Annotated in this window: 20 protein-coding genes; 5 read left to right on the forward strand and 15 right to left on the reverse strand. The window is 57.3% G+C overall.

Going from position 1 to position 20,878, the window contains the following annotated elements; translation table 11 throughout:
- The first annotated feature begins 59 nt into the window (after nucleotides 1-59).
- The 3 genes from acnA (at nucleotide 60) to GS632_RS06985 (ending at nucleotide 5,211) form a co-directional block, all read left to right on the forward strand.
- On the forward strand, nucleotides 60-2,750 hold the full coding sequence (acnA, locus tag GS632_RS06975) for an aconitate hydratase AcnA (RefSeq protein WP_171721498.1): 2,691 nt from the start codon (nucleotides 60-62) through the stop codon (nucleotides 2,748-2,750).
- 117 nt (nucleotides 2,751-2,867) lie between these two features.
- Nucleotides 2,868-4,370, forward strand: a complete 1,503-nt coding sequence (locus GS632_RS06980) for a BCCT family transporter (RefSeq protein WP_171721499.1) — start codon at nucleotides 2,868-2,870, stop codon at nucleotides 4,368-4,370.
- A 139-nt stretch (nucleotides 4,371-4,509) separates the two neighbouring features.
- Complete coding sequence (locus tag GS632_RS06985) at nucleotides 4,510-5,211, forward strand: SDR family NAD(P)-dependent oxidoreductase (protein ID WP_171237810.1); 702 nt, start codon at nucleotides 4,510-4,512, stop codon at nucleotides 5,209-5,211.
- Nucleotides 5,212-5,237: 26 nt separating this feature from the next.
- On the opposite strand, the gene GS632_RS06990 is transcribed toward GS632_RS06985, so the two are convergent.
- The 10 genes from GS632_RS06990 to yajC all read right to left on the reverse strand — a co-directional run bounded on the left by GS632_RS06990 (nucleotide 5,238) and on the right by yajC (nucleotide 12,180).
- On the reverse strand, nucleotides 5,238-5,777 hold the full coding sequence (locus GS632_RS06990; protein ID WP_171237811.1) for a DsbE family thiol:disulfide interchange protein: 540 nt from the start codon (nucleotides 5,775-5,777) through the stop codon (nucleotides 5,238-5,240).
- A complete protein-coding gene (gene ccmD / locus GS632_RS06995) occupies nucleotides 5,770-5,928 on the reverse strand; it encodes a heme exporter protein CcmD (protein ID WP_171179535.1) in 159 nt (52 codons plus the stop codon). Before ccmD ends, GS632_RS06990 begins: the two co-directional genes overlap by 8 nt.
- Nucleotides 5,925-6,698: a heme ABC transporter permease gene (locus GS632_RS07000; protein WP_171179533.1), complete on the reverse strand. Its 774-nt coding sequence runs from the start codon at nucleotides 6,696-6,698 to the stop codon at nucleotides 5,925-5,927. The genes ccmD and GS632_RS07000 overlap by 4 nt, the downstream gene beginning before the upstream one ends.
- Nucleotides 6,699-6,759: 61 nt before the next feature.
- A complete protein-coding gene (gene ccmB / locus GS632_RS07005) occupies nucleotides 6,760-7,416 on the reverse strand; it encodes a heme exporter protein CcmB (RefSeq protein ID WP_171179531.1) in 657 nt (218 codons plus the stop codon).
- Complete coding sequence (ccmA, locus tag GS632_RS07010; RefSeq protein ID WP_171237812.1) at nucleotides 7,413-8,027, reverse strand: heme ABC exporter ATP-binding protein CcmA; 615 nt, start codon at nucleotides 8,025-8,027, stop codon at nucleotides 7,413-7,415. Before ccmA ends, ccmB begins: the two co-directional genes overlap by 4 nt.
- 95 nt (nucleotides 8,028-8,122) lie before the next feature.
- Nucleotides 8,123-8,479: an Mth938-like domain-containing protein gene (locus tag GS632_RS07015; protein ID WP_171237813.1), complete on the reverse strand. Its 357-nt coding sequence runs from the start codon at nucleotides 8,477-8,479 to the stop codon at nucleotides 8,123-8,125.
- A gap of 9 nt (nucleotides 8,480-8,488) precedes the next feature.
- Complete coding sequence (locus GS632_RS07020) at nucleotides 8,489-9,235, reverse strand: TSUP family transporter (RefSeq protein WP_171721500.1); 747 nt, start codon at nucleotides 9,233-9,235, stop codon at nucleotides 8,489-8,491.
- A complete protein-coding gene (gene secF, locus GS632_RS07025) occupies nucleotides 9,228-10,196 on the reverse strand; it encodes a protein translocase subunit SecF (RefSeq protein ID WP_171179522.1) in 969 nt (322 codons plus the stop codon). Before secF ends, GS632_RS07020 begins: the two co-directional genes overlap by 8 nt.
- A 1-nt stretch (nucleotide 10,197) precedes the next feature.
- Nucleotides 10,198-11,859, reverse strand: coding sequence for a protein translocase subunit SecD (gene secD, locus GS632_RS07030; RefSeq protein WP_171237815.1), 1,662 nt, complete (start codon nucleotides 11,857-11,859; stop codon nucleotides 10,198-10,200).
- A gap of 33 nt (nucleotides 11,860-11,892) precedes the next feature.
- Nucleotides 11,893-12,180, reverse strand: coding sequence for a preprotein translocase subunit YajC (yajC, locus tag GS632_RS07035; RefSeq protein WP_171090782.1), 288 nt, complete (start codon nucleotides 12,178-12,180; stop codon nucleotides 11,893-11,895).
- 201 nt (nucleotides 12,181-12,381) lie between these two features.
- On the opposite strand from yajC, the gene GS632_RS07040 reads away from it, so the two are divergent.
- Together GS632_RS07040 and serS are read left to right on the forward strand one after the other, a co-directional pair.
- Nucleotides 12,382-14,046, forward strand: coding sequence for a mechanosensitive ion channel family protein (locus GS632_RS07040; protein WP_171237816.1), 1,665 nt, complete (start codon nucleotides 12,382-12,384; stop codon nucleotides 14,044-14,046).
- A gap of 72 nt (nucleotides 14,047-14,118) precedes the next feature.
- A complete protein-coding gene (gene serS, locus GS632_RS07045) occupies nucleotides 14,119-15,411 on the forward strand; it encodes a serine--tRNA ligase (protein ID WP_171237817.1) in 1,293 nt (430 codons plus the stop codon).
- A 55-nt stretch (nucleotides 15,412-15,466) separates the two neighbouring features.
- Here serS and GS632_RS07050 read toward each other — a convergent pair whose 3' ends face one another.
- The 5 genes from GS632_RS07050 to GS632_RS07070 form a co-directional block, all read right to left on the reverse strand.
- Nucleotides 15,467-16,063, reverse strand: coding sequence for a helix-hairpin-helix domain-containing protein (locus GS632_RS07050; RefSeq protein ID WP_171237818.1), 597 nt, complete (start codon nucleotides 16,061-16,063; stop codon nucleotides 15,467-15,469).
- 89 nt (nucleotides 16,064-16,152) lie between these two features.
- Nucleotides 16,153-17,136, reverse strand: coding sequence for a fatty acid desaturase (locus GS632_RS07055; RefSeq protein ID WP_171237819.1), 984 nt, complete (start codon nucleotides 17,134-17,136; stop codon nucleotides 16,153-16,155).
- 162 nt (nucleotides 17,137-17,298) lie between these two features.
- Nucleotides 17,299-18,762, reverse strand: coding sequence for a ribosome biogenesis GTPase Der (gene der / locus GS632_RS07060; protein ID WP_171237820.1), 1,464 nt, complete (start codon nucleotides 18,760-18,762; stop codon nucleotides 17,299-17,301).
- 49 nt (nucleotides 18,763-18,811) lie between these two features.
- Nucleotides 18,812-20,134, reverse strand: coding sequence for a PQQ-like beta-propeller repeat protein (locus tag GS632_RS07065; RefSeq protein WP_171721501.1), 1,323 nt, complete (start codon nucleotides 20,132-20,134; stop codon nucleotides 18,812-18,814).
- A gap of 45 nt (nucleotides 20,135-20,179) precedes the next feature.
- A complete protein-coding gene (locus tag GS632_RS07070; protein ID WP_171721502.1) occupies nucleotides 20,180-20,851 on the reverse strand; it encodes a hypothetical protein in 672 nt (223 codons plus the stop codon).
- Between the last annotated feature and the right edge of the window lie 27 nt (nucleotides 20,852-20,878).

Genomic DNA, 20,878 nt, shown 5'->3' on the forward strand with positions numbered 1-20,878 from the left:
TGATGCAGATAACAGACAGCAAATCCTATTATCCAAGTCATTTGAGAGGGAGGCCACTGATGCCCATCAAAGTCGGACAGGATACCGCCAAGACACGCCGCAGCCTGAGCGTGAATGGTAAGTCCATTTCCTATTACTCGATCCCCGCCTCGCAAGAGGCCGGTTTGGGGGATTTCTCAAAACTGCCTGCCGCACTGAAAGTGGTTCTGGAAAATATGCTGCGGTTCGAGGATGACGGATTTTCTGTCTCAACCGACGACATCAAGGCCTTTGCTGAATGGGGTGTAAACGGCGGTAAGAACCCACGCGAAATCGCATACCGCCCTGCCCGCGTGTTGATGCAGGACTTCACCGGCGTTCCAGCTGTCGTCGACCTGGCCGCGATGCGCGACGGTATCAAGGCGCTGGGTGGCGACGCACAAAAGATCAACCCGCTGAACCCGGTTGATCTGGTCATCGACCATTCGGTCATGATTGACGAATTTGGCAATCCGCGTGCATTCCAGATGAACGTGGACCGCGAGTATGAACGCAACATGGAGCGGTACCAGTTCCTGAAATGGGGTCAGAATGCCTTTAACAACTTCCGCGTGGTGCCTCCCGGCACTGGGATTTGCCATCAGGTGAACCTGGAATATCTGGCTCAAACCGTCTGGGCCGACACGGATCAAAACGGCGAAGAAGTCGCCTATCCCGATACGCTGGTTGGCACCGACAGCCACACCACTATGGTGAACGGCATGGCCGTTCTGGGTTGGGGCGTTGGCGGGATCGAGGCCGAGGCCGCGATGCTGGGTCAGCCAATCTCGATGTTGATCCCCGAGGTTGTGGGTTTTGAACTGACGGGTTCGATGGTCGAAGGCACCACCGGCACCGACCTTGTTCTGAAAGTCGTGGAGATGCTGCGCGAAAAGGGCGTTGTCGGTAAGTTCGTTGAATTCTATGGCGAAGGTTTGGACCGCCTGCCATTGGCCGACCGCGCCACTATCGCCAACATGGCCCCGGAATATGGCGCGACCTGCGGCTTCTTCCCTATTGACGGAGAAACCTTACGCTACATGCGCAACACCGGGCGTGACGAAGACCGTCTGGCATTGGTTGAAGCCTATGCCAAAGAAAACGGCCTCTGGCGTGACGCGGACTACGCTCCGATCTACACCGATACCCTGACGCTAGACATGGGCACGATCGTTCCGGCGATCTCGGGCCCGAAGCGTCCGCAGGACTATGTTGCGCTGACCGACGCCAAGGCGGCCTTTACGCAGGAAATGGCAGAGACTTTCAAACGCCCGATGGGCAAGCAGGTCGAAGTCAAGGGCGAAAACTATGGCATGGAGTCGGGCAAAGTCGTGATTGCCTCGATCACCTCCTGCACCAACACGTCGAACCCCTACGTCATGATCGGCGCGGGTCTGGTGGCCCGCAAGGCCGCGGCACTGGGACTGGATCGCAAGCCCTGGGTCAAGACCTCTCTGGCGCCGGGATCGCAAGTGGTGTCGGCCTATCTCGAAGCTGCAGGATTGCAAGACGATCTAGACAAGATCGGGTTCAACCTTGTGGGATATGGCTGCACCACCTGTATCGGCAACTCGGGCCCGATCCAGAAAGAAATATCCGAGGCAATTTCCGAAGGCGATCTGGTTGCCACGTCGGTTCTGTCCGGCAACCGCAACTTCGAGGGTCGAATCTCGCCGGATGTGCGCGCAAACTATCTGGCCTCACCGCCGCTGGTGGTTGTCTACGCACTGGCGGGAACAATGGATATCGACCTGACATCCGAACCGATTGGTCAAGACAAGGATGGCAACGATGTCTTCATGAAAGACATCTGGCCAAGCCAGAGCGAAATCGCGGAACTGGTCGAGGCGACCGTGACCCGCGAGGCGTTCCAATCGAAATACGCCGACGTGTTCAAAGGCGACGAGAAATGGCGCGAAGTTGAGGTGCCTCAACAGGAAACCTATGACTGGCCACCAACCTCGACATACATCCAGAACCCGCCCTATTTCCAAGGTATGGGCGCAGAGCCAGGCACGATTTCGAATATCGAAGGGGCCAAGGTGCTGGCGATTCTGGGCGACATGGTCACAACCGACCATATCTCGCCTGCCGGGTCATTTGCGTCGACCTCGCCCGCTGGCCAGTATCTGATCGAACGTCAAGTGCAGCCGCGCGAGTTCAACTCTTACGGCTCACGCCGCGGCAATCACGAGGTCATGATGCGTGGCACCTTCGCCAATATCCGCATCAAGAACGAGATGCTGGATGGCGTCGAAGGCGGCTACACCAAAGGCCCGGATGGCGAACAAACATCGATCTACGACGCATCGATGGCCTATCAGGAACAGGGCACACCACTGGTTGTCTTTGGTGGCGAACAATACGGTGCAGGCTCGTCGCGCGACTGGGCGGCCAAAGGCACCGCGTTGCTGGGTGTGAAAGCCGTCATCGCCGAAAGCTTTGAGCGTATCCACCGGTCAAACCTGGTTGGAATGGGCGTCATTCCGTTCGAATTTACGGGGGGTGACACACGCAAGACCCTTGGCCTGAAAGGGGATGAAACCGTCTCAATCCACGGATTGGATTCGGTTGAGCCCCTGCAAGAGGTGCCCTGCACAATCGTTTATGGCGACGGAAGTGAGAAGACCATCACCCTGAAGTGCCGCATCGATACCGCACCCGAGATTGAGTACATCGAAAACGGCGGCGTGCTTCACTATGTACTGCGCAATCTTGCGAAGGCATCGTGACCTGACAGCATAACGTGCGAATTAACCCCCCGGCCAAGCGCCGGGGGTTTTGTTTTCTGGCCATTCATTCGAAAACCTGAAACTGTTGGGTAAAGTCACTCACGGAAACCGTTCGCCATGCAAAAACCAAACGCCTTGCTGGTTTGCTCTCTCAGCGTCATTGCGGTCATCGGGATATGGGGTGTCATCGACATCCAGAGTTTGGTGACTTGGGCCAGTGGTATTGTCCAACAGACCTTCCACAGCCGGGGATGGTTCGTGATGCTCGCCGCCTCGGGCATGTTGATCGGGTGTCTGGTTCTGGCATTCTCAAAACATGGGAACATTCGCCTTGGTCGCGATGACGAAGAACCAGAATTCTCGACTGCCACCTGGATATCGATGTTGTTCTCAGCTGGGATGGGGGTCGGTCTGTTGTTCTGGGCGGTGGCCGAACCGTTAACCCACTTCAATTTCATCTCAGGCATGGCACCGGAATTCATCGCCGCACAACAGGCAATGCTGGCAACAAACTTCCATTGGGGTTTACACGCCTGGGCCATTTACGGATCGACTGCGCTGACCATCGCCTATTTCAGCTTCCGGCGCGGCACCGGGATGATGGTCAGCGCCCCGATCAAAAGCCTGTTTCCCGGTGAACGCTGGGCCGAACGTGTCGGATGGCTTTCAGACTTCATGGCGATCATCGCGATTGCCATTGGTGTCGGGGGCTCAATGGCTATGGGCGTCTTTCAGGTCGCAGACGGAATTGCCGTGTTGGGAGGTCGGGAAACAGTTGGTGCCTTTCTGATCGCTGTTGTGTTTCTTGCAATGGTCGCGGCTTACATCCCTGCGCTTTTGATTGATCTGGGGCAAGGCATGGCGCGCTTGTCTAACGCGGCCATGCTGATTGCGATCGGCCTCGTGGCCTACACCATTATTCTTGGCCCAACTGAATACCTTTTGAATACTGTGGTTCAGGGCTTTGGCGACTATGTCAAAAACGTCATCCCACGCGGCTTTCAAACCTTCACGTTTTTTGGCGACGACGTCACCAGGTGGTTCAGCGACTGGACCCTCACCTACATGGTTTGGTGGATCGCCTGGGGGCCTTTTGTGGGTGTCTTCGTGGCGCGCATCTCTCGTGGTCGAACGATACGAGAGTTCGTGATCGGGGTACTGTTCGCCCCCACTTTGTTTTCCATACTCTGGTTCGGCGCTTTTGGCGGCATTGGCCTGTTCGAGGCACTCAACGGCGCAGGCGAACTTCTGGCCTATACGCAGACAAACATTGAACGCGTGACCTTTGCTCTGCTCGACCGGCTGCCGCTGTCCTTGATCACAACACTTGCAACGGTACTGGCTGCGTTTCTGTTCATTGTGACCAGTGTCGTCAGCGCTGCATTTGTTTTGGGCACCTTCTCGACCGGAGGAGACGAGAACCCTCCTCCGCGCGTGCGCCTGATATGGGGGGCCTTGCTGGGGCTGCTGAGCGTGGCGATGATCCTTTCTGGGTCAGTGGACTCGGTCAAGATCCTGATTTCACTGGGTGCTTTGCCCTTTGTCTTCATTTCAGTCCTGCTGATGGTCTGCCTGTTCCGCGGTCTCAGAGAGGAGGGCCAGCACGATGCTGATCGGTGATCTCACAGATACTCTGATGAACCTGGTAACCTTTGCGTTCATCGCGGCGATGATCTGGATTTTGCTGCGCAGCTGACGCTATTCCAAGGCGATCAGATTAAGCGTTGAAACACATCCACTTTACAGATTTGGTGTGCCTATGGACAAAGTTGCATTGATAACCGGCGGCGCCCGAGGGATTGGCCGGGCAATCGTCGAAGACCTTGGTCGAGATCACAAAATTGCGTTCACGTGGTTAAACAGCGCGCCTGAGCTGGATGTGTTGGACAGCGATGTTTTGGCGATCCGTTCAGACCTGACTCAGCCAGATCAACCGGCTCAGGTTATTGAACAGGTCATCGCACAATTCGGACGGCTGGACGTTCTTGTGAACAATGCGGGGCTTGTGCGCGCGACACCCAAAGAGGCGTTCAATCAACAGGACCACAGGGACATTCTTGACCTGAATTTGCTTGTGCCCGTGGCCCTTCTGACCGCCGCCCTGCCCCAACTGCAAGCTGGGGCATCCATCGTGAATATCTCTTCCATGAATGCGACCCTTCCGCCGCGCGATGCCGCGACCTATGGGGCCAGCAAGGCTGCGCTCAACCTATGGACCCGTGCCATGGCTAAGGAACTGGGCCCGCAGGGTATTCGCGTCAATGCGATTGCCCCTGGCGCGATCAACATCCCCGAGGCCCCACGCCCGGATGATCTGACAGAATTGTTCGTCAAAGACACCGCCCTTGGGCGTGTCGGCGTACCAGAGGATATCGCGCAGGTCGTTCGGTTTCTGACCTCTGACGCGGCGGGTTTCATAACGGGTGAAGTCCTCGGCGTCACCGGAGGCTATCGATTGTAATAACCAGTACAGCCGCTTGCAGGTATTTAGCCACCCGCAGCCTTTTCCAAGGCAGGGCGGATCGTGCTTTCGATCACCCGTTGCGTGATAGGCCCGGCAAAGCGCAGAATGACAGTGCCATCGCCGTCTATCACGTAGGTTTCAGGAACGCCGTATAGGCCCCAATCCAGCGCCATGCGGCCTTGCTCGTCCCGTCCCATCGCAGTGTAAGGATCGCCAAGCTCGGTCAGAAATGCGTCTGCGTTGGCCAACTGATCTTTGTAGTTGATGCCATAGACCGGAATGCCTTCTTTCGCCAAAGCGTCAAGATTGGGGTGTTCGGCCCGGCAAGGGGCGCACCAACTGGCCCAATAGTTGACCAGCTTAACTTCTCCATCGCGCAGAGTTGCGTCATCGAACGGGGTTTTGCCAGGAAACTCGCTTAGGACCACCGGTGGGGCGGGCTGCCCTTCACGCGCGGATGGCAAGGCATTGGGATCATCTCGGAACATGCCGATCCCGGCCAGCACGGCAAAGGCAGCAAAAATTAGCGGTGGAGCGACCATCAAGGGCGAAATCTTAGCCATTGCGCGACATCCTTTGTTCGACCTTTTCCATATCTTTACGCACTTTGCGTCCTCGCATCACACTGAACGCAATCAAGGCCACCAGAAGAACGATCGACACGGCATAAGACGACAGAACCGCGTCAGCGTATTTTCCAAGATCGGGAATCATCCACTTACCCTTTCCCGCGCCATCAGTGCCTTGATCCGACGTGCCCGAATTTCGGTTCCGGTACGGTACAGCACCAATGCGATGAACAGCAGAACAAAGCCGATGATGCAGACCAGCAGCGGATAGAAGAATATGTTGCTAACCTTCTCTTCGGTGTCTGTCCCGGTAACCGCTGCTGCGCGCATGACAGATGCGCCCTGATGCAGTCCCTGATTCCAGAAGTTCACCGCGTAGCGGCTGAGGATCGCGAAAACCGACCCTACAAGGCACAGGACCGAGGTCAGGTCGGCCGCAGTGTCAGGGTCTTCAATCGCCTCCCACAGGGCGACATATCCAAGGTAGAACAGGAACAGGATCAGAAACGATGTCAGTCGCGGATCCCAGGCCCACCAGGTGCCCCACATAGGCTGGCCCCAGATCGCACCAGTCAGCAAAGCAATCAGGGTCATCACAATCCCAATCGGTGCCGCCGCCCGCGCAGCAAGCGCACTGACATGGTGACGTCTTACCAGCCAAACCAGCGACGTCGCCAACATCATGAGCCAGCAGTTGATCGCCATCAGCGCCGCAGGCACATGCAGATAGATGATCTTGACCGTCGACCCTTGTTTGTAATCGTCCGGCGTAAAGAAAAAGCCCCAGATCAGGCCAACACAGATGCAGGCAAGTGAGGTGATCCAGAAAAACGGCAGAACACGCTCACTCGTCGCAAGAAACTTACGCGGGTTGGCATATTCCCAGAGGGCGTTGGCTTTGGCTGCAATAGACATGGGCCCTATCTAGTCTGAATTGGGGTGGTTCTCAATTGACCTTGGTCAAAGTTGAGACGGTTCACCGCAGATTGATCCGCAATACCGCCGCGCTGGCGAATGGCAACAGCGCGATCGTTGCCGCCGTGATGCCGGCCAGCATAAGCAGCGGCGTCTGCACCTCCATCTCTGTGGCTCCGCGCCGGGCGACCTCGGCTCCGAAAATCAGGGTGGGCACGTATAGCGGCAGCACCAACAGTGACAGCAACAAACCGCCACGCTTCAATCCAACGGTCAGGGCTGCACCGAATGTTCCGATCACGCTCATCGCCGGGGTGCCAATCAGCAGTGAAATCACCAGCCAGAAGAAACCCGGCACAGGAAGATTCAACAAAACTCCCAGGAACGGAGCGGCCAGGACAAGAGGCAAACCGGTGGTCAGCCAATGCGCCAAAGCCTTGATGGTTACAACTGATTCCAGCGGCAGCGGCGCGGTGGCCAACAGGTCCAGCGACCCGTCTTCCCAATCCAAAGCCAGCAAGCGGTCGAGCGACAGCAAACAGGCCAGCAACGCCCCCAGCCAAAGAACACCGGGTGCGATGGTGGACAGCAGCGAAGATTGCGGACCAACTGCAAACGGCACCATCACGGTCACGATCAGAAAAAACGCCAGGCCCAAACCAAATCCGCCGCCTGCACGGAAGGCCAGTTTCAGGTCGCGCAGCAAAAGGGCGATCACAGGAAGCCTCCGTCGAAATCGTCAATGGGTTTGGGTTTGGCCTTGTTGGGTCCCACATCCAGAACCTCTCCGTCCAGGCCGAGGTCGATATGGGTTGCGATTAGGGCCGACCCGCCCTGCGCCAGATGTGCCCGCACCGCGTCAGCAAACATCTGCACCGCGTTTTTGTCCAGCGACACGGTGGGTTCGTCCAGCATCCAGATCGGTCGTCCAGTCACAAGCATCCGCGCCAACCCCAGCCGCCGTTTCTGACCGGCTGACAGGTTGCCTGCATGGCGATCGGCCAGCTCATTCAGATCAAACGCATCCAATGCGCTTTGTATGCCGCTGGTCCCAAAGACCGAGGCCCAGAACGTCAGGTTCTCGGTCACGGTCAGCGTCGGCTTTAACCCGTCCGAGTGGGCCGCATAGGCAATCTGGTCCTCGGCACCTTCGATGGTACCCTGAAGCGGCGGCTGCAAACCCGCCAAAGTACGTAGAAGCGTCGTTTTACCGATCCCGTTTGGTCCACGTAGAATCAGCGCCTTACCAGGCCGCAGTTGAAAGCTGAGACCTTCCAGCACGGGAATGCCACCACGGGTGATCGACAAGTCGGATACAGTCAGTGTCATGAAACCCGCTTAGCGGATTGTCCTCAGAGGCAAAAGGCAAGATTTGCCGCAGGGCTTAGCTGGCTTGGGGATAGCCAAGGGCGGATTGCAACACCCTATCCAACTGGGATTAAGGCAAGTGCGATCCGGCGACCTTCCGAGAGCAGCACGTTATAGGTGCGGCAGGCGGCGGGAGAGTTCATGATTTCGACGCCAATTCCGGCGTTTTCCAAAGTAGCACGCAGGGTTTGGGGAATGTGCGACATTTCCTTGCCAGTGCCGATGAACAGGACGTCGATGTCGTCTGCAAGGTTCAGCAGCGGCACTGTGTCATCATAGCCGCCCCATCTTGTTGTTCCGGTTGGGCCGATTAGAACCGGGCCGTCGTGGACTTGCCCGCCGACGCGGAAGAAGCCGGGGCCGTAGCCGTCGACCGGTACTGCACTGGTGTAGGTGATCTCGTTCAGGCGCATATGCGCTTTCTATCCCCAAAGCGGCAGGCCCGACAAGGCCGCCAGTGCGATGGCGATATAAGCTGCCGCACGATAAAGCCTCTCACGCTCGGGGCGGAACATCCATCCGCCCAGCCAATTCCCCGCCAGGTTCGGTATTGCCAGTGCAAGACCCAGCGCTGCAGCCGCCCATGTAACACGCCCCATCCCAGTCAGGTAACCGAGAATGAGAAAGTCGAACGCGAAGAGAAACAACAGTATCGTGGCGCGGATGACCTGAACCGACAGCGGACGGGACATATAAAAAAGGATCACCGCCGGACCCGGAAGCCCTGCGACACCGCCCAGAAACCCGGCAGCGGCACCGATGCCCGAGACCATCGCGCGAGTGGCTTGGCCGTTATACCGCAGCCCCAATATCAGAACCGCGAGCATGAAAAGCGCAAGCAGGCTGACCGCATATCGAAACACATCGGGGTCGACGCGGGTCAGCACCCACAAGCCCAGCGGCAGAAGCAAAGCGCAACCTCCGGTCAAGCGGGCAAGATCGCCTTTGTCCACATCGCTCCAAGCGCGGCGCAGATTGGGCAGCGGGCCAAAAATGTCCATGATCGTCAACCCGATCAGCGCGCCGAATGGGCCGAGATAGGGGGAGGCAAGGGGCAGGAAGACCAACGCGGTTCCAAAGCCCGAAAATCCGCGCACAACGCCGCCAAGAAAAGCCGCAAAAAGGATAATGGCCAGCCCTTGCGGGGGCTGGCCAAAAAGCTCAGGCATCAATATTGGCAAACTGGTTGCCTGCCGTGTTCGACGGCTTGGACCAGTCGCGTTTGACCCCCAGCCATAACAGGATGGTCGAAGCCACGAAGACCGAGGAATAGGTTCCCACGATCACACCCCAGATCATCGCAAAGACGAACCCTCGGATCACATCCCCGCCAAGAACGTAAAGCGAGATCAGCGCCAGCAGGGTCGTGACCGAGGTCATAACCGTCCGGCTGAGCGTCTCGTTGATCGAGATATTCAGAACTTCTTTCAGGTCCTTCTTCTTGTACTTCCGAAGGTTCTCGCGCACGCGGTCGAAGACAACCACAGTGTCGTTCAACGAATAACCGACGATGGTCAGAAGCGCCGCAATGATGGCGAGATCGAACCGGATTTGCAGCTCGGAGAATATGCCAATGGTCAGGATCACGTCATGCACAAGGGCAGCTACCGCCCCCAGCGCAAACTGCCATTCGAACCGCAGCCAGATGTAAACAAGCACCGCGCCGATGGCCAATGCAACGGCGATAACGGCTGTCTGGATAAGCTCTCCGGAAACCTTAGGGCCGACCGATTCAACCGATACGAATTGAATATCCGGAATCACGGCTTGCAGCGCTTGCTCCACAGCCGTGATCGTTGCTGCCTCAACCGCCTCGGCATCGGCCTGCGCCTGAATGCGGATCATCGCGACATTTTCATCCTCTCCGAAGGTCGGATCAAAAATCTCGGTGATTGTCACATCGCCAAGTTCCAATGGCGCGATTGCGTCGCGGTACGTGCCGACGTCAATCGGTTGCGTGCTTTCAGTTCGAATGGTCGTACCGCCCCGAAAGTCGATGCCAAAATTCAGGCCCTGCAACATAAACGAAGCAAAAGCCACGACCATCATCAGGCCGGATATACCCAGCCAAACCTTCCAGCGGCTGAAGAAATCGAACGAGGTGTTCTGGGGTACGAGTTTCAGTCTCATGTCAAACCTCGATCGTTTTAGGACGGCGGCGTTCGAACCACATGACAACCATCAGGCGTGTCACGAAGATCGCGGTAAAGACCGATGTCAGAATACCAATGCCCAGGGTAATTGCGAACCCGCGCACCGGGCCACTGCCCATCGCGAACAAGATCGTCGCCGTAATGAAGGTTGTCACGTTGGCGTCCAGAATGGCCGACAGCGCCTTTTCATAGCCCAGCTCGATGGCGCGGGCTGGCCCTTTGGCAGATTTCAATTCTTCCCGAATGCGTTCAAAGATCAGCACGTTGGCATCCACCGCCATACCGACCGTCAGAACGATCCCGGCGATGCCCGGCAGGGTCAGGGTTGCTCCGATCAGGGATAGCAGGCCGAACAACAAACCGACGTTGATGATCAACGCGATATTGGCAAAGATTCCGAACAGACCATAGCTGAGCGCCATAAAGGTCAGAACGGCAACAAAGGCCACGATTGTGGCAACCTTACCCGCATCGATGCTGTCTTGTCCCAATTCGGGACCGATGGTGCGTTCTTCCAGGAATTCCAGACCGGCAGGCAGCGCACCCGCACGCAACAAGATGGCCAGATTGGTGCTTTCCTCGACAGAGAAGTTGCCAGTGATAATGCCAGATCCTCCGGGGATGTGGCTTTGGATCACTGGGGCGGAAATCACTTCGTCATCCAGCACGATCGCGAAGGGCGCGCCGATATTGTCGCGGGTATAATCACCAAATTTGCGGGCGCCAGACGTGTTGAACCGGAAACTGACCGCAGGGCGACCGTTTTGGTCAAACGAAGGCTGTGCATCCACCAGTTCTTCACCGGTCACAACCGGGGCGGATTCAATAATATAATAGACACCGCTTTCGTCGATCGAAGGTACAACTTCTTCGCCGATGCCCACGCTGGCATCCGGGTCGGTGCCCCTGTTAACAACCGGGTTGAAGGTCAGCTGAGCTGTGGTTCCGATGATGTTTTTCAACTCTCCGGCGCTGCCGATGCCCGGCACCTGGATCAGAATCCGGTCCGCGCCCTGGCGCTGAATAGTGGGCTCACGGGTGCCAACTTCGTCAATCCGGCGGCGGATAATCTCAAGCGATTGACGCACGGTGCGATCATCGGATGCCAGCTTTTCGGCCTCGGAAAGCTGCACAACGATCGTGTCGCCATCAGCGCGCGCTTCAATATCCGTGGCACCAACACCGGTCAGGGTTTGCACCTGGCGGGCAAGTCCACGCACCACTTCAAGCGCTCTGGGCATTCCCTCTGGTTGGCTGATGCGAACGCGAATCTCATCCGGGGCAGACTCCTGGCGACGGATCGTTCCAACCGTCGCACGTTCGTCACGCAGCGCGTCCCGAACTTCAGGCCACATGGCCTCCATCCGGGATTCGTACACATCCTGCACCCGGACTTCGGCCAACAAATGCGCACCACCGCGCAAATCCAGACCAAGATTGACCAGCGAAGATGGCAACCAAGTAGGCCATTCCGCAGCCTGAGCCTGCAATTCAGGCGTATCGTTACCCAGCTCAATGGCCGCTTTTGCGTCGTTGGATTGTTCGACCCGTGTGTAAAACGCGTTTGGCAGGGCTAAGAGAAGGCCGGTCACACAGACCAGCCAAATCAGAACCCGCTTCCAGGTATCAATTTGCAGCATTACCCTGCCTTTTCAAGGGATTGTCGAGCGAAATTACTTCGCAGGTTCGGTCTTGTTCAGAACCTGAGCGATGGTCGATTTAACCACGCGGATCTTGACGCCCTCGGCGATCTCGACCTCGATCTCGTTCTCGCCTTCCTTGACCTTCGACACCTTGCCGATCACCCCACCCTGGGTGATCACCTGATCACCGCGGCGCACGGCCTCGACCATGGCCTGATGTTCTTTCATTTTCTTCTGCTGTGGACGGATCAGCAGGAAATACATGATCGCGAAGATCAGGATCAGCGGGAGAAACTGGGCGATTGCGCCACCTTCCATGGGATATTCCTTTGTTCAGATCTTGCGGCACCGTTCCGCAAATTTGGCCGGAACCTATGCTTTGAGATGCCTGTTTGCAAGCAAAGGCGGTGATGTGTCCCACGTGAAAAAGAATACGACCCGTCAACTAAGGGAAAAGCGTTGCAGATATGTCCTAGGAACACATGCAAAACCGGTTATAGTTTAACCGTAGGGGGACATATGACACTGCCATTCAAGCCTTTCCTTTTGCTATGTTATTTACTGATCACCATATCGATGGGTTTGACGCTTTCCGGCCCGGCGCAATCGCAGGAAACACCCGCTGAAATCACTGAGCCCGAGGCAGATGAAACGGACAGTTTCAAAGCGCCTGTAATCGTGGACGGCGAAATGTTGTTCTTCCTGCGTGGGTCCAGTGCCCTGCCCGCGCCGGAACGGGCGGAAAGCGTTCAGGACAAGATCATTGAGGTTGCCGAAGCTTCGGAAAGTCCTGCGGTCGACATCGCATTCGAAGAAACCGATCTGGGCGTTCGCATTCGGGCTGACGGTGTGATCGTGTCAATCGTGACCGTTGCAGATGCCGAATTGGATCAGATGGAGCTGGATGTTCTCAGCTTCCTCCATGGTCAGGCGATCGAAGAGGCCATCCTCGCCTATCGTGCCAACCGCACAGACCAGGCGCGGGTGTCAGGTGCAATTGAGGCTGCGGGATGGACACTTGGCTTTGTCGCTTTCGTGGCGCTGATCCTATGGCTGCATCGGCGGATCAGGCGGCGTACCCTGAAACTGGTAAAGCGGTATTTGAAGGATGTTGAAACGGCGACTGCCAAAAGCGTCCAGGCCGAAGCGATCGCAGCCCTGATCCGGTACGGATTGAATTTCATCCTGCTGATTATCTTCTTTCTGGGTTTCTACTATTATCTGTCTTTTGTCCTTCTTGCATTTGCTGAAACACGGTATTTCGCGCAGCTGCTGCTCACTTACCTGACCGAACCCGTACTGCTGATATTCAAGGGTATCCTGAGCTACATTCCCAACTTGATCATGCTGGGCCTGATCACATGGGTCACGATGTATATCATCAAAGGGATGCGCGTGTTCTTCGATGCGGTTGAAGCGGGCTCGTTCGATATGGGTGATTTCGAGAAACACTGGGTCAACCCGACGTTCAATATCGCCCGTGTCATCGTGATTCTGATCGCGCTGGTTTTTGCTGTCCCCTACATCCCCGGCTCGGACTCGGCGGCGTTTCAGGGGCTGACCATTCTGGTCGGCGCAATGCTGTCGCTGGGCGCAAACTCGGTCGTGTCCAACATGCTGGCGGGCCTGTTTGTTATTTACCGAAGATCCACCTCAATCGGCGACCGTATCCAGATCGGAGATCACATAGGAGACGTTGTGCAGATCAAACTCATGGAAACGCATTTGAAGTCGATCAAGAACGAACTGATCTCGATCCCAAATGCCCAGCTGATGAACTCGGATGTGGTAAATTTTTCGAAGAAGACCGATGGCAGCGGGCTGTTGCTGCACACGACGGTCGGCATCGGATATGAGGAACCCCCAGAGAAGGTCGAGGCGATGCTGATCGAAGCTGCCAATCGCACCAAGGGGATCAAAGCCAAGCCCGAACCCTTTGTATTGTGGACCGCTTTGGCCGACTACGCGATCAACTATCAGATCAACGGCTACACAACGCGCGGCAGCATCATTCCAAAAATACGCTCGGACCTGCACCGCAACATTGTCGCCGTGTTCAATGAAAATGGCGTACAGATCATGACGCCCTCTTATATGGCTGACCCACCGGAACCAAAAATCCCGGCAGAGGAATGGGATGGCCATCTGGCGCATGAAATCCACGCCGAGGACGATAAGTCGTAACCGGTGCTACACCCCGCCCGACAGATGGTGCATAAGCGGTTTCAGTGATTCACGCATTTAAGGATCTGAGACATGCACGACATCCGCGCCATTCGCGAAAATCCAGCCGCCTTCGACGCCGCCCTTGCGCGCCGTGGGGACGCGCCGGTGTCGTCAGATTTGCTGCGGCTGGATGAAAGCCGCCGGTCCAAAATCTTGGCCGCCGAGACAGCTCAAGCCGAACAGAACAAGGCCAGCAAAGAAGTCGGTGCTGCCAAGGGTCGTGGCGACGAGGCAGAGTTCGAACGCCTGCGCGCATTGGTGGCCGAGAAAAAGGCCGAGATTGCCCGGATGCAGACCGAAGCCAAAGATCTGGACGCTCTGCTGACCGATCAGCTGATCCGCATCGCCAACCTGCCCGCCGAGGATGTGCCCGAAGGGGCCGATGAAAACGACAATGTCGAGATCAACCGCTGGGGCACACCACGAGAGTTGGATTTTGCACCCAAAGAGCATTTCGAGATTGAAGCCGTCCAGCACGGTATGGATTTCGAAACCGCAGCCAAACTCTCTGGCTCGCGCTTTGTGCTGCTGTCGGGCGGCGTTGCCCGCATCCACCGCGCACTGGCGCAGTTCATGCTGGACACCCATATCAACGAGAACGAGCTGACCGAGGTGAACGGCCCGGTACTGGTTCTGTCCGAGATGATGCATGGCACGGGTCAGTTGCCGAAATTTGGCGAAGATAGCTATCAGACCCGCGAAGGCTGGTGGCTGATCCCGACATCCGAAGTTTCGCTGACTAATATCGTCAACGACACGATGATCGAGGAAAGCTACCTGCCCCGCCGCTATACCGCGCATTCTCTGTGCTTTCGGTCCGAAGCCGGCAGCGCGGGCAAGGACACACGCGGTATGCTGCGCCAGCACCAGTTCGAAAAGGTCGAGATGGTCTCGGTCACACATCCGGACAAATCGGATGACGAACAAAAGCGTATGCTGCGCTGCGCCGAGGGCATTCTGGAAAAACTGGGCATCCCCTACCGCACCGTCATCCTGTGTACCGGCGACATGGGTTTTGGCGCGCGCCGCACCTTTGACATCGAGGCTTGGCTGCCCGGTCAGGATACTTACCGCGAGATCAGCTCGGTCTCGACCTGTGGTGAATTCCAGGCCCGCCGCATGAATGCGCGGTTCCGCCCTGAGGGTGGTGGAAAACCGGAATATGTCCATACGCTGAATGGCTCAGGCCTTGCCGTGGGGCGCTGCCTGATCGCTGTGCTGGAAAACGGCCAGAACTCGGACGGAACCGTGACCCTGCCAGACGTTCTGAGCCCCTATCTGGGTGGCAAGCTGACCCTGCAACTGGACGGCACGCTGACATAAGAAAACCGGCCCCCAATCGGGAGCCGGTCCAATAAGATGGGAAGGCGAGGAAGTCTTACTTCTTCGCCTTTTTCTTATCCTTTTTCTTATCTTTCTTCTTACTGTCTTTTTTGCCAGCATCTTTATTCTTTGTGTCCTTTTTGGACTTTTTGTCCTTCTTGGACTTGGCCTTCACCTTATCCTTTGCTTTCGAAAACGCAGCTTCCATCTCGGCACGTTTCTTAGCGGCCTTTTCAGCTTTGGCTTTGGCCTTGGCTTTTTTGCGGGCTTTGGCCTCGGCCGCGTCAGCGGCTGCTTTCTCTTCTGCAGCCTTCTTCGCCGCCTCTTCGGCGCGTTTCTCGGCAGCGGCGGCCGCAACGGTCTTACGCGCAACTGGGCGTCGCGTCGCAGGTTTTCGCGCAGCTGGTTTGCGGGCAGCAGGTTTGCGGGCGGCGGGTTTGCGGGCCGGAACCTGGCGCGCAGCTGGTTTTGAAGCCGTGGCATCTTTCGCCGCAGCAATCAGCACGGCAGCTCTTGCCAAACCGATCCGAGGAACCTTGACCAGATCTTCGGGTTTGGCCTTCGCTAACGCCTCGGCTGTCTTAAAGCCGTTCGCGGACAAAGCCGCGGCAAGCGCTTCCCCCACACCTTTAACATCGGTCACTGCGGTCATTCCGGATCCTTTCTCTGTCTCCCTGATTTAACGTATATACACAAGATATACGAGGCTTCAAGCCGCGGCACCAAATGGCGCGACTCTGCTTAACTGTGGGCCAAATCAGCCGTCCGGCCTTTCTTGGGGAACGGCACCAGACGTTTGGTATCCTCGTCCCAAAGCTTAAGGTTCAGCGCTGCGACTGCTTCGGGGAATTTGATACGCCGCGGGGTGTATTCAGGCGGCAGGCTGTAATGGCACGCACGCAAGCGATAAGACGGAATGCGCGCGTTGAAGTGGTGAATGTCGTGCAATGTTATACATGCAACCGCCGTATCGAACCACCATCCAAAATCCAGCGCGGATGAACCCTGCAACGCTGCAAGCTGCGGATCCAGATCCGGGCGTCGGTCCCAATAGGTGTCTTCAAAATTATGTTGAAGATAGACTAGGAAAACCCCCAACATTCCACCCAAAAGCGAGAACACAAGCCAGACCAGAATTCCGGTGCCGCCCGCAATCATGTAGAGTAGCCCCAGAAAAACAACGATGGACAGGTTGTGCAAAAACACGCCCTTCACCCCAAACCGAACGGTATTCTTAGGCCAGCGGTACCGGATGAAGTATGTGAACAACGCGCCAACGGGCACCAGGATGAAAGGGTTGCGGTACAGCCGATAGAACAAGCGTTTGCTCCAATCCGCTTGATTCCATTCGCGCAGGGTCATTGTGTGAATTTCACCTGTTTCGCGGTGCTCAAGATTGCCGATCCCTGCGTGATGCAGGTTGTGGTTCTGTTTCATCACCTCAAAGGGCGCAAAGGTAAACGGTGACAACCCATGCCCCGCCCATTCATTTTGCTGGCGCGTCTCAAACAGCGAATGATGGCCGCAATCATGTTGCAAAACATAAAGACGCACCGCCGAAAAGGCAAAGACCACGCCTGCGGGAACCATGACATACCAGCGATCCACATATCCAATCGCAAGCGCCAGCGATGCAAAATACACCGCAAAAGTTCCAAAATAGCTAAGCGCTGCCAGCCTGTTGTCCTGAACAGCGTATTGCCGTGTATATTCCCTCAGATCCATCCAGCCCTCTCCCACGATGGCCCGGTTAAATATAAACTAAAAATATGCCCCGTTGGTCCCGGTACAAGCGTGCGCAGTAAAACAAATGCACACTAGTGAATGCTAGCGCGCAGAACGGACGCTGTCACGCCCTCGCAGCAAAAACGCTGAAAATTGGCGCAGTTACGCGCGCCCTTTGAGATGCTTGGCCAGTGCGCCCGCGTTTTTCTTGCGGCGACCCTTGTAGGGGTTCTTATCCCCTTGCCCACGCAGAGTCAGACGGATTGGCGTGCCGGGCATGTCGAAATCCTCGCGTAGCCCGTTGACCAGATAGCGGGTATAGCTGGCGGGCATCTTGTCAGGATGTGAACACATCACAACAAAGCCCGGCGGGCGGGTCTTGGCCTGAGTCATATAGCGCAGCTTGATCCGGCGACCCTGCGGCGCTGGTGGCGGGTGCTGTTCAAGCATCGCGGTCAGCCAGCGGTTCAGCGCAGCAGTCGGCACCCGGCGGTTCCAAATGTCATGGGCGCGCAAAATCGCAGCGCGCAGGCGCTCCAGCCCCCGGCCCGTTTTCGCAGACACTGTAATCAAGGGTGCACCGCGCAGTTGCGGCAGAAGTCGGTCAAAGGACTCCTTGAGCTCGCGCAGTTTTTCCTGCTTGTTCTCTTCGACGTCCCATTTGTTGACGGCAACAACTACGGCCCGACCCTCGCGTTCGGCCAGATCGGCGATGCGCAAGTCTTGCTGTTCGAACGGGATCGCCGCGTCGAGCAAGACCACGACAACTTCTGCAAACTTAACGGCCCGCAGACCATCGGACACCGAGAGCTTTTCAAGCTTTTCCTGAACCTTCGCCTTTTTACGCATCCCCGCTGTATCGAAAATACGCATCGGGGTGCTGTCACCAACAGGATCAGCCCAGTCGACACGCAGACTGATGGCGTCTCGCGTGATCCCAGCCTCGGGGCCTGTCAGCAGGCGATCTTCACCGATGATCTTGTTGATCAATGTCGACTTGCCCGCGTTTGGCCGGCCAACCACCGCCACTTGCAATGGCTTGGCAGCAGTGATCAGAGGTGTTTCACCCTCGCCATCTTCATCCAGTTCGATATCGGTCTCGGGGGCTTCCTCTGCCTGTGCTTCATCGGCCGCATCAGCCAGTGGCATGAGCTGAGAATAAAGGTCGGTCATGCCCTCGCCGTGTTCGCCAGACAGGCGCACGGGTTCTCCCAGCCCCAGATTATAAGCTTCCAGAACTCCCGCATCCGCAGCAGAACCTTCTGCTTTGTTGGCCGCCAAAATCACGTGCTTCGCGCGCTTGCGAAGGATCTCGGCGAACATCTCATCCGTGGGGGTCAGCCCCGTGCGCGCATCGATCATGAACAAGCACACATCGGCCATGTCCACCGCGCGCTCGGTCAGGCGGCGCATCCTTCCCTGAAGGCTGTCGTCGGTTGCATCCTCAAGCCCCGCCGTATCGATCACGGTAAAGCGCAGATCGCCCAGACGCCCCTCGCCCTCGCGCAGGTCACGTGTCACGCCCGGCTGGTCGTCGACCAGGGCCAGACGTTTGCCCACAAGGCGATTGAACAGAGTGGATTTGCCCACATTCGGGCGCCCCACGATAGCGAGGGTCAGCGACATGATACTCAACTTTCAAGACTCAAGATGCGCCCTTTAGCGCATCTTGCCGTCAACGGAAAGCGTGTAGATCACCCTTGGTCGAAACCACATACAGCGTTTGCCCGGCAACAACCGGCGCTGTTGTCGCGCCTCCGGGCACTTCGACCTGATGAACCAGCGTTCCGTTGACCGGATTGAAGAACCGCAAATACCCGTCATTGGACGCAATCACAATGCGGCCACCGGCCAGGATCGGACCGTAATGCGCAAAGATCGGACCACGCCGGCCGCGTTTGTCTTTCACGAAACCCGGCAGATCCTGCGCCCAGACAACCGAGCCATCCGCCGCGTTCAGACGCACCAGCTGGCTGCGGTCACTGATCAGGAAGATGCTGTTACCTGCGGGCCAAACGGCATCCACGGCCCCCTCATCGGCGGTCCACCGACGTTCACCCGTCGCAACGTCAAAGGCGACGGTCCGGCCTGAATGGTTGCCGATATAGATGGTGTTTCCCGACACCATCGGGCCGCCTGTCACGTCAACAATCTGGGCTGCGGCCCGCCCTCGGCGTCCACCGGCGACCGATGCGTTCCAACGGCGGATACCGCCCCGCCGAAAGGTCGCCGCAACATCGCCCGAGCCGAAGGCGAACACAGCGAGATCCGAGGCGATCACAGGCGCTGGTGCACCCAATACGTTGCCCACGCTCGGCGTACCTTCGATTTGCCAGGCGATACGTCCATCCTTGGTGGCAATGGTCCAACCCGTTTCATCTCCGGCCACCAGATAAAGCAGGCCATCATTAACCAACGGTGCGCCGCTGCCGGTGGCTTGCAGACGCTTCTGCCACCGAATGGCACCGGTTCTCGCATCCAGTGCGGTCAGGCGACCATAACCTGAAGAAACATAAAGAACACCATCGGCATAGGCCATTCCACCGCCGGTTGCGTCCGAGTCTCCATCACTTGCGGGAATCAAATCCGTGTTCCAGGCCAACTGGCCCTGGGGTGTGACAGCTGAAACCGCTGCCCCTGCATCCAGCGTATAGATCAACCCACCTGCAACGACTGGCTCGGCGGTGATGCGTTGCTTGCGTGAGTCCCCCTGACCGATCGAGGCCGACCAAACCCGCTGCGGTGTCGCGCGCAGCGCGGCGTTTGTTGTTCGATAGGCCGGAGTTCCTGGGCTTTGCGACCAATTGGCATTTGCCTGCTGCGACGGCAGACTGATGGGCTGAGAGCCCTGCCTTTCAACAGTTTCCAAATCCGACAGGGGGCGGATGTCTTCACGTTCACCGGGCAGAATGGTCTCGGGTTCTTCACAGGCGGCCAGAGCGGTCAATGCCAGTGCCGCGACCGGCAGTCCCACGCGGGAGAATAGTCTTGTTACCATGGTATTCCGAACTCGCCTGTCAAAATGTCTTTGTTCACCACCCGATCAACCTTGTTGCGCCACCAGGGGTTCTGGTTCCCCGCCCAGCGCGACAATCAATTGCGCGGCACGCTGTTGCAGGTCAATCCCGACTTCAGCATCCTGCCGCAGCGCCTGCAACCGATCCAGCGCAGCCTCGACATTGCCCTCGGACACGTCAATCAGGGCCAACTGTTCTTCGGCAAGCAGACGCAGCGGTGCGCCAGGCGCTGCCAGCGCCTCAAACTGTTGCCTACGTTCGGCTGCAGGAAGTGTGTCGCTTTGCAACAACAACGCCTTGAAGCTTGCAATCGCGCGGTAAATTTCAGGCAAGTCGCCCTGAACGGCCACCGCGTTCAGGCTGTTGACCGCGTCTTCGCGCGATCCGGCATCGACCTGCGAGGCGGACAAAAGCATGTTCAAAACCGCGTCTCCACCCGGAGCTGCCGCCCCGATACCCTGCAGGCCTGCGACACGCGCGTCGGAATCGTTTTCCGTCAGCGCAGCAAGAATCGAGTCCCCCAGATCTTGCGCCTGCGCCGCATCGCGGGATTTTCGGTATTCATTGAAGGCCGCGCCGCCCACGATCAGCACAACGGCAACCACACCTACCCAGCCCCAGCGGCGCAATAACAGATACATTCGGTCGCGGCGCACCTCTTCCGTGACCTCATCAATGAAACTGTCCGTGTCGCTCATCCCGTGCCCCCTGGGCTGTATATCTTG

The sequence above is a fragment of the Ruegeria sp. HKCCD7296 genome, from assembly GCF_013110775.1.
Taxonomy (GTDB): Bacteria; Pseudomonadota; Alphaproteobacteria; order Rhodobacterales; family Rhodobacteraceae; genus Ruegeria.

Coding starts and splice junctions, on each gene's coding strand:
- acnA (WP_171721498.1), top strand. CDS start 60: ATGCCCATCAAAGTCGGACAGGATACCGCCAAGACACGCCGCAGCCTG.
- GS632_RS06980 (WP_171721499.1), top strand. CDS start 2,868: ATGCAAAAACCAAACGCCTTGCTGGTTTGCTCTCTCAGCGTCATTGCG.
- GS632_RS06985 (WP_171237810.1), top strand. CDS start 4,510: ATGGACAAAGTTGCATTGATAACCGGCGGCGCCCGAGGGATTGGCCGG.
- GS632_RS06990 (WP_171237811.1), bottom strand. CDS start 5,777: ATGGCTAAGATTTCGCCCTTGATGGTCGCTCCACCGCTAATTTTTGCT.
- ccmD (WP_171179535.1), bottom strand. CDS start 5,928: ATGATTCCCGATCTTGGAAAATACGCTGACGCGGTTCTGTCGTCTTAT.
- GS632_RS07000 (WP_171179533.1), bottom strand. CDS start 6,698: ATGTCTATTGCAGCCAAAGCCAACGCCCTCTGGGAATATGCCAACCCG.
- ccmA (WP_171237812.1), bottom strand. CDS start 8,027: ATGACACTGACTGTATCCGACTTGTCGATCACCCGTGGTGGCATTCCC.
- GS632_RS07015 (WP_171237813.1), bottom strand. CDS start 8,479: ATGCGCCTGAACGAGATCACCTACACCAGTGCAGTACCGGTCGACGGC.
- GS632_RS07020 (WP_171721500.1), bottom strand. CDS start 9,235: ATGCCTGAGCTTTTTGGCCAGCCCCCGCAAGGGCTGGCCATTATCCTT.
- secF (WP_171179522.1), bottom strand. CDS start 10,196: ATGAGACTGAAACTCGTACCCCAGAACACCTCGTTCGATTTCTTCAGC.
- secD (WP_171237815.1), bottom strand. CDS start 11,859: ATGCTGCAAATTGATACCTGGAAGCGGGTTCTGATTTGGCTGGTCTGT.
- yajC (WP_171090782.1), bottom strand. CDS start 12,180: ATGGAAGGTGGCGCAATCGCCCAGTTTCTCCCGCTGATCCTGATCTTC.
- GS632_RS07040 (WP_171237816.1), top strand. CDS start 12,382: ATGACACTGCCATTCAAGCCTTTCCTTTTGCTATGTTATTTACTGATC.
- serS (WP_171237817.1), top strand. CDS start 14,119: ATGCACGACATCCGCGCCATTCGCGAAAATCCAGCCGCCTTCGACGCC.
- GS632_RS07050 (WP_171237818.1), bottom strand. CDS start 16,063: ATGACCGCAGTGACCGATGTTAAAGGTGTGGGGGAAGCGCTTGCCGCG.
- GS632_RS07055 (WP_171237819.1), bottom strand. CDS start 17,136: ATGGATCTGAGGGAATATACACGGCAATACGCTGTTCAGGACAACAGG.
- der (WP_171237820.1), bottom strand. CDS start 18,762: ATGTCGCTGACCCTCGCTATCGTGGGGCGCCCGAATGTGGGCAAATCC.
- GS632_RS07065 (WP_171721501.1), bottom strand. CDS start 20,134: ATGGTAACAAGACTATTCTCCCGCGTGGGACTGCCGGTCGCGGCACTG.
- GS632_RS07070 (WP_171721502.1), bottom strand. CDS start 20,851: ATGAGCGACACGGACAGTTTCATTGATGAGGTCACGGAAGAGGTGCGC.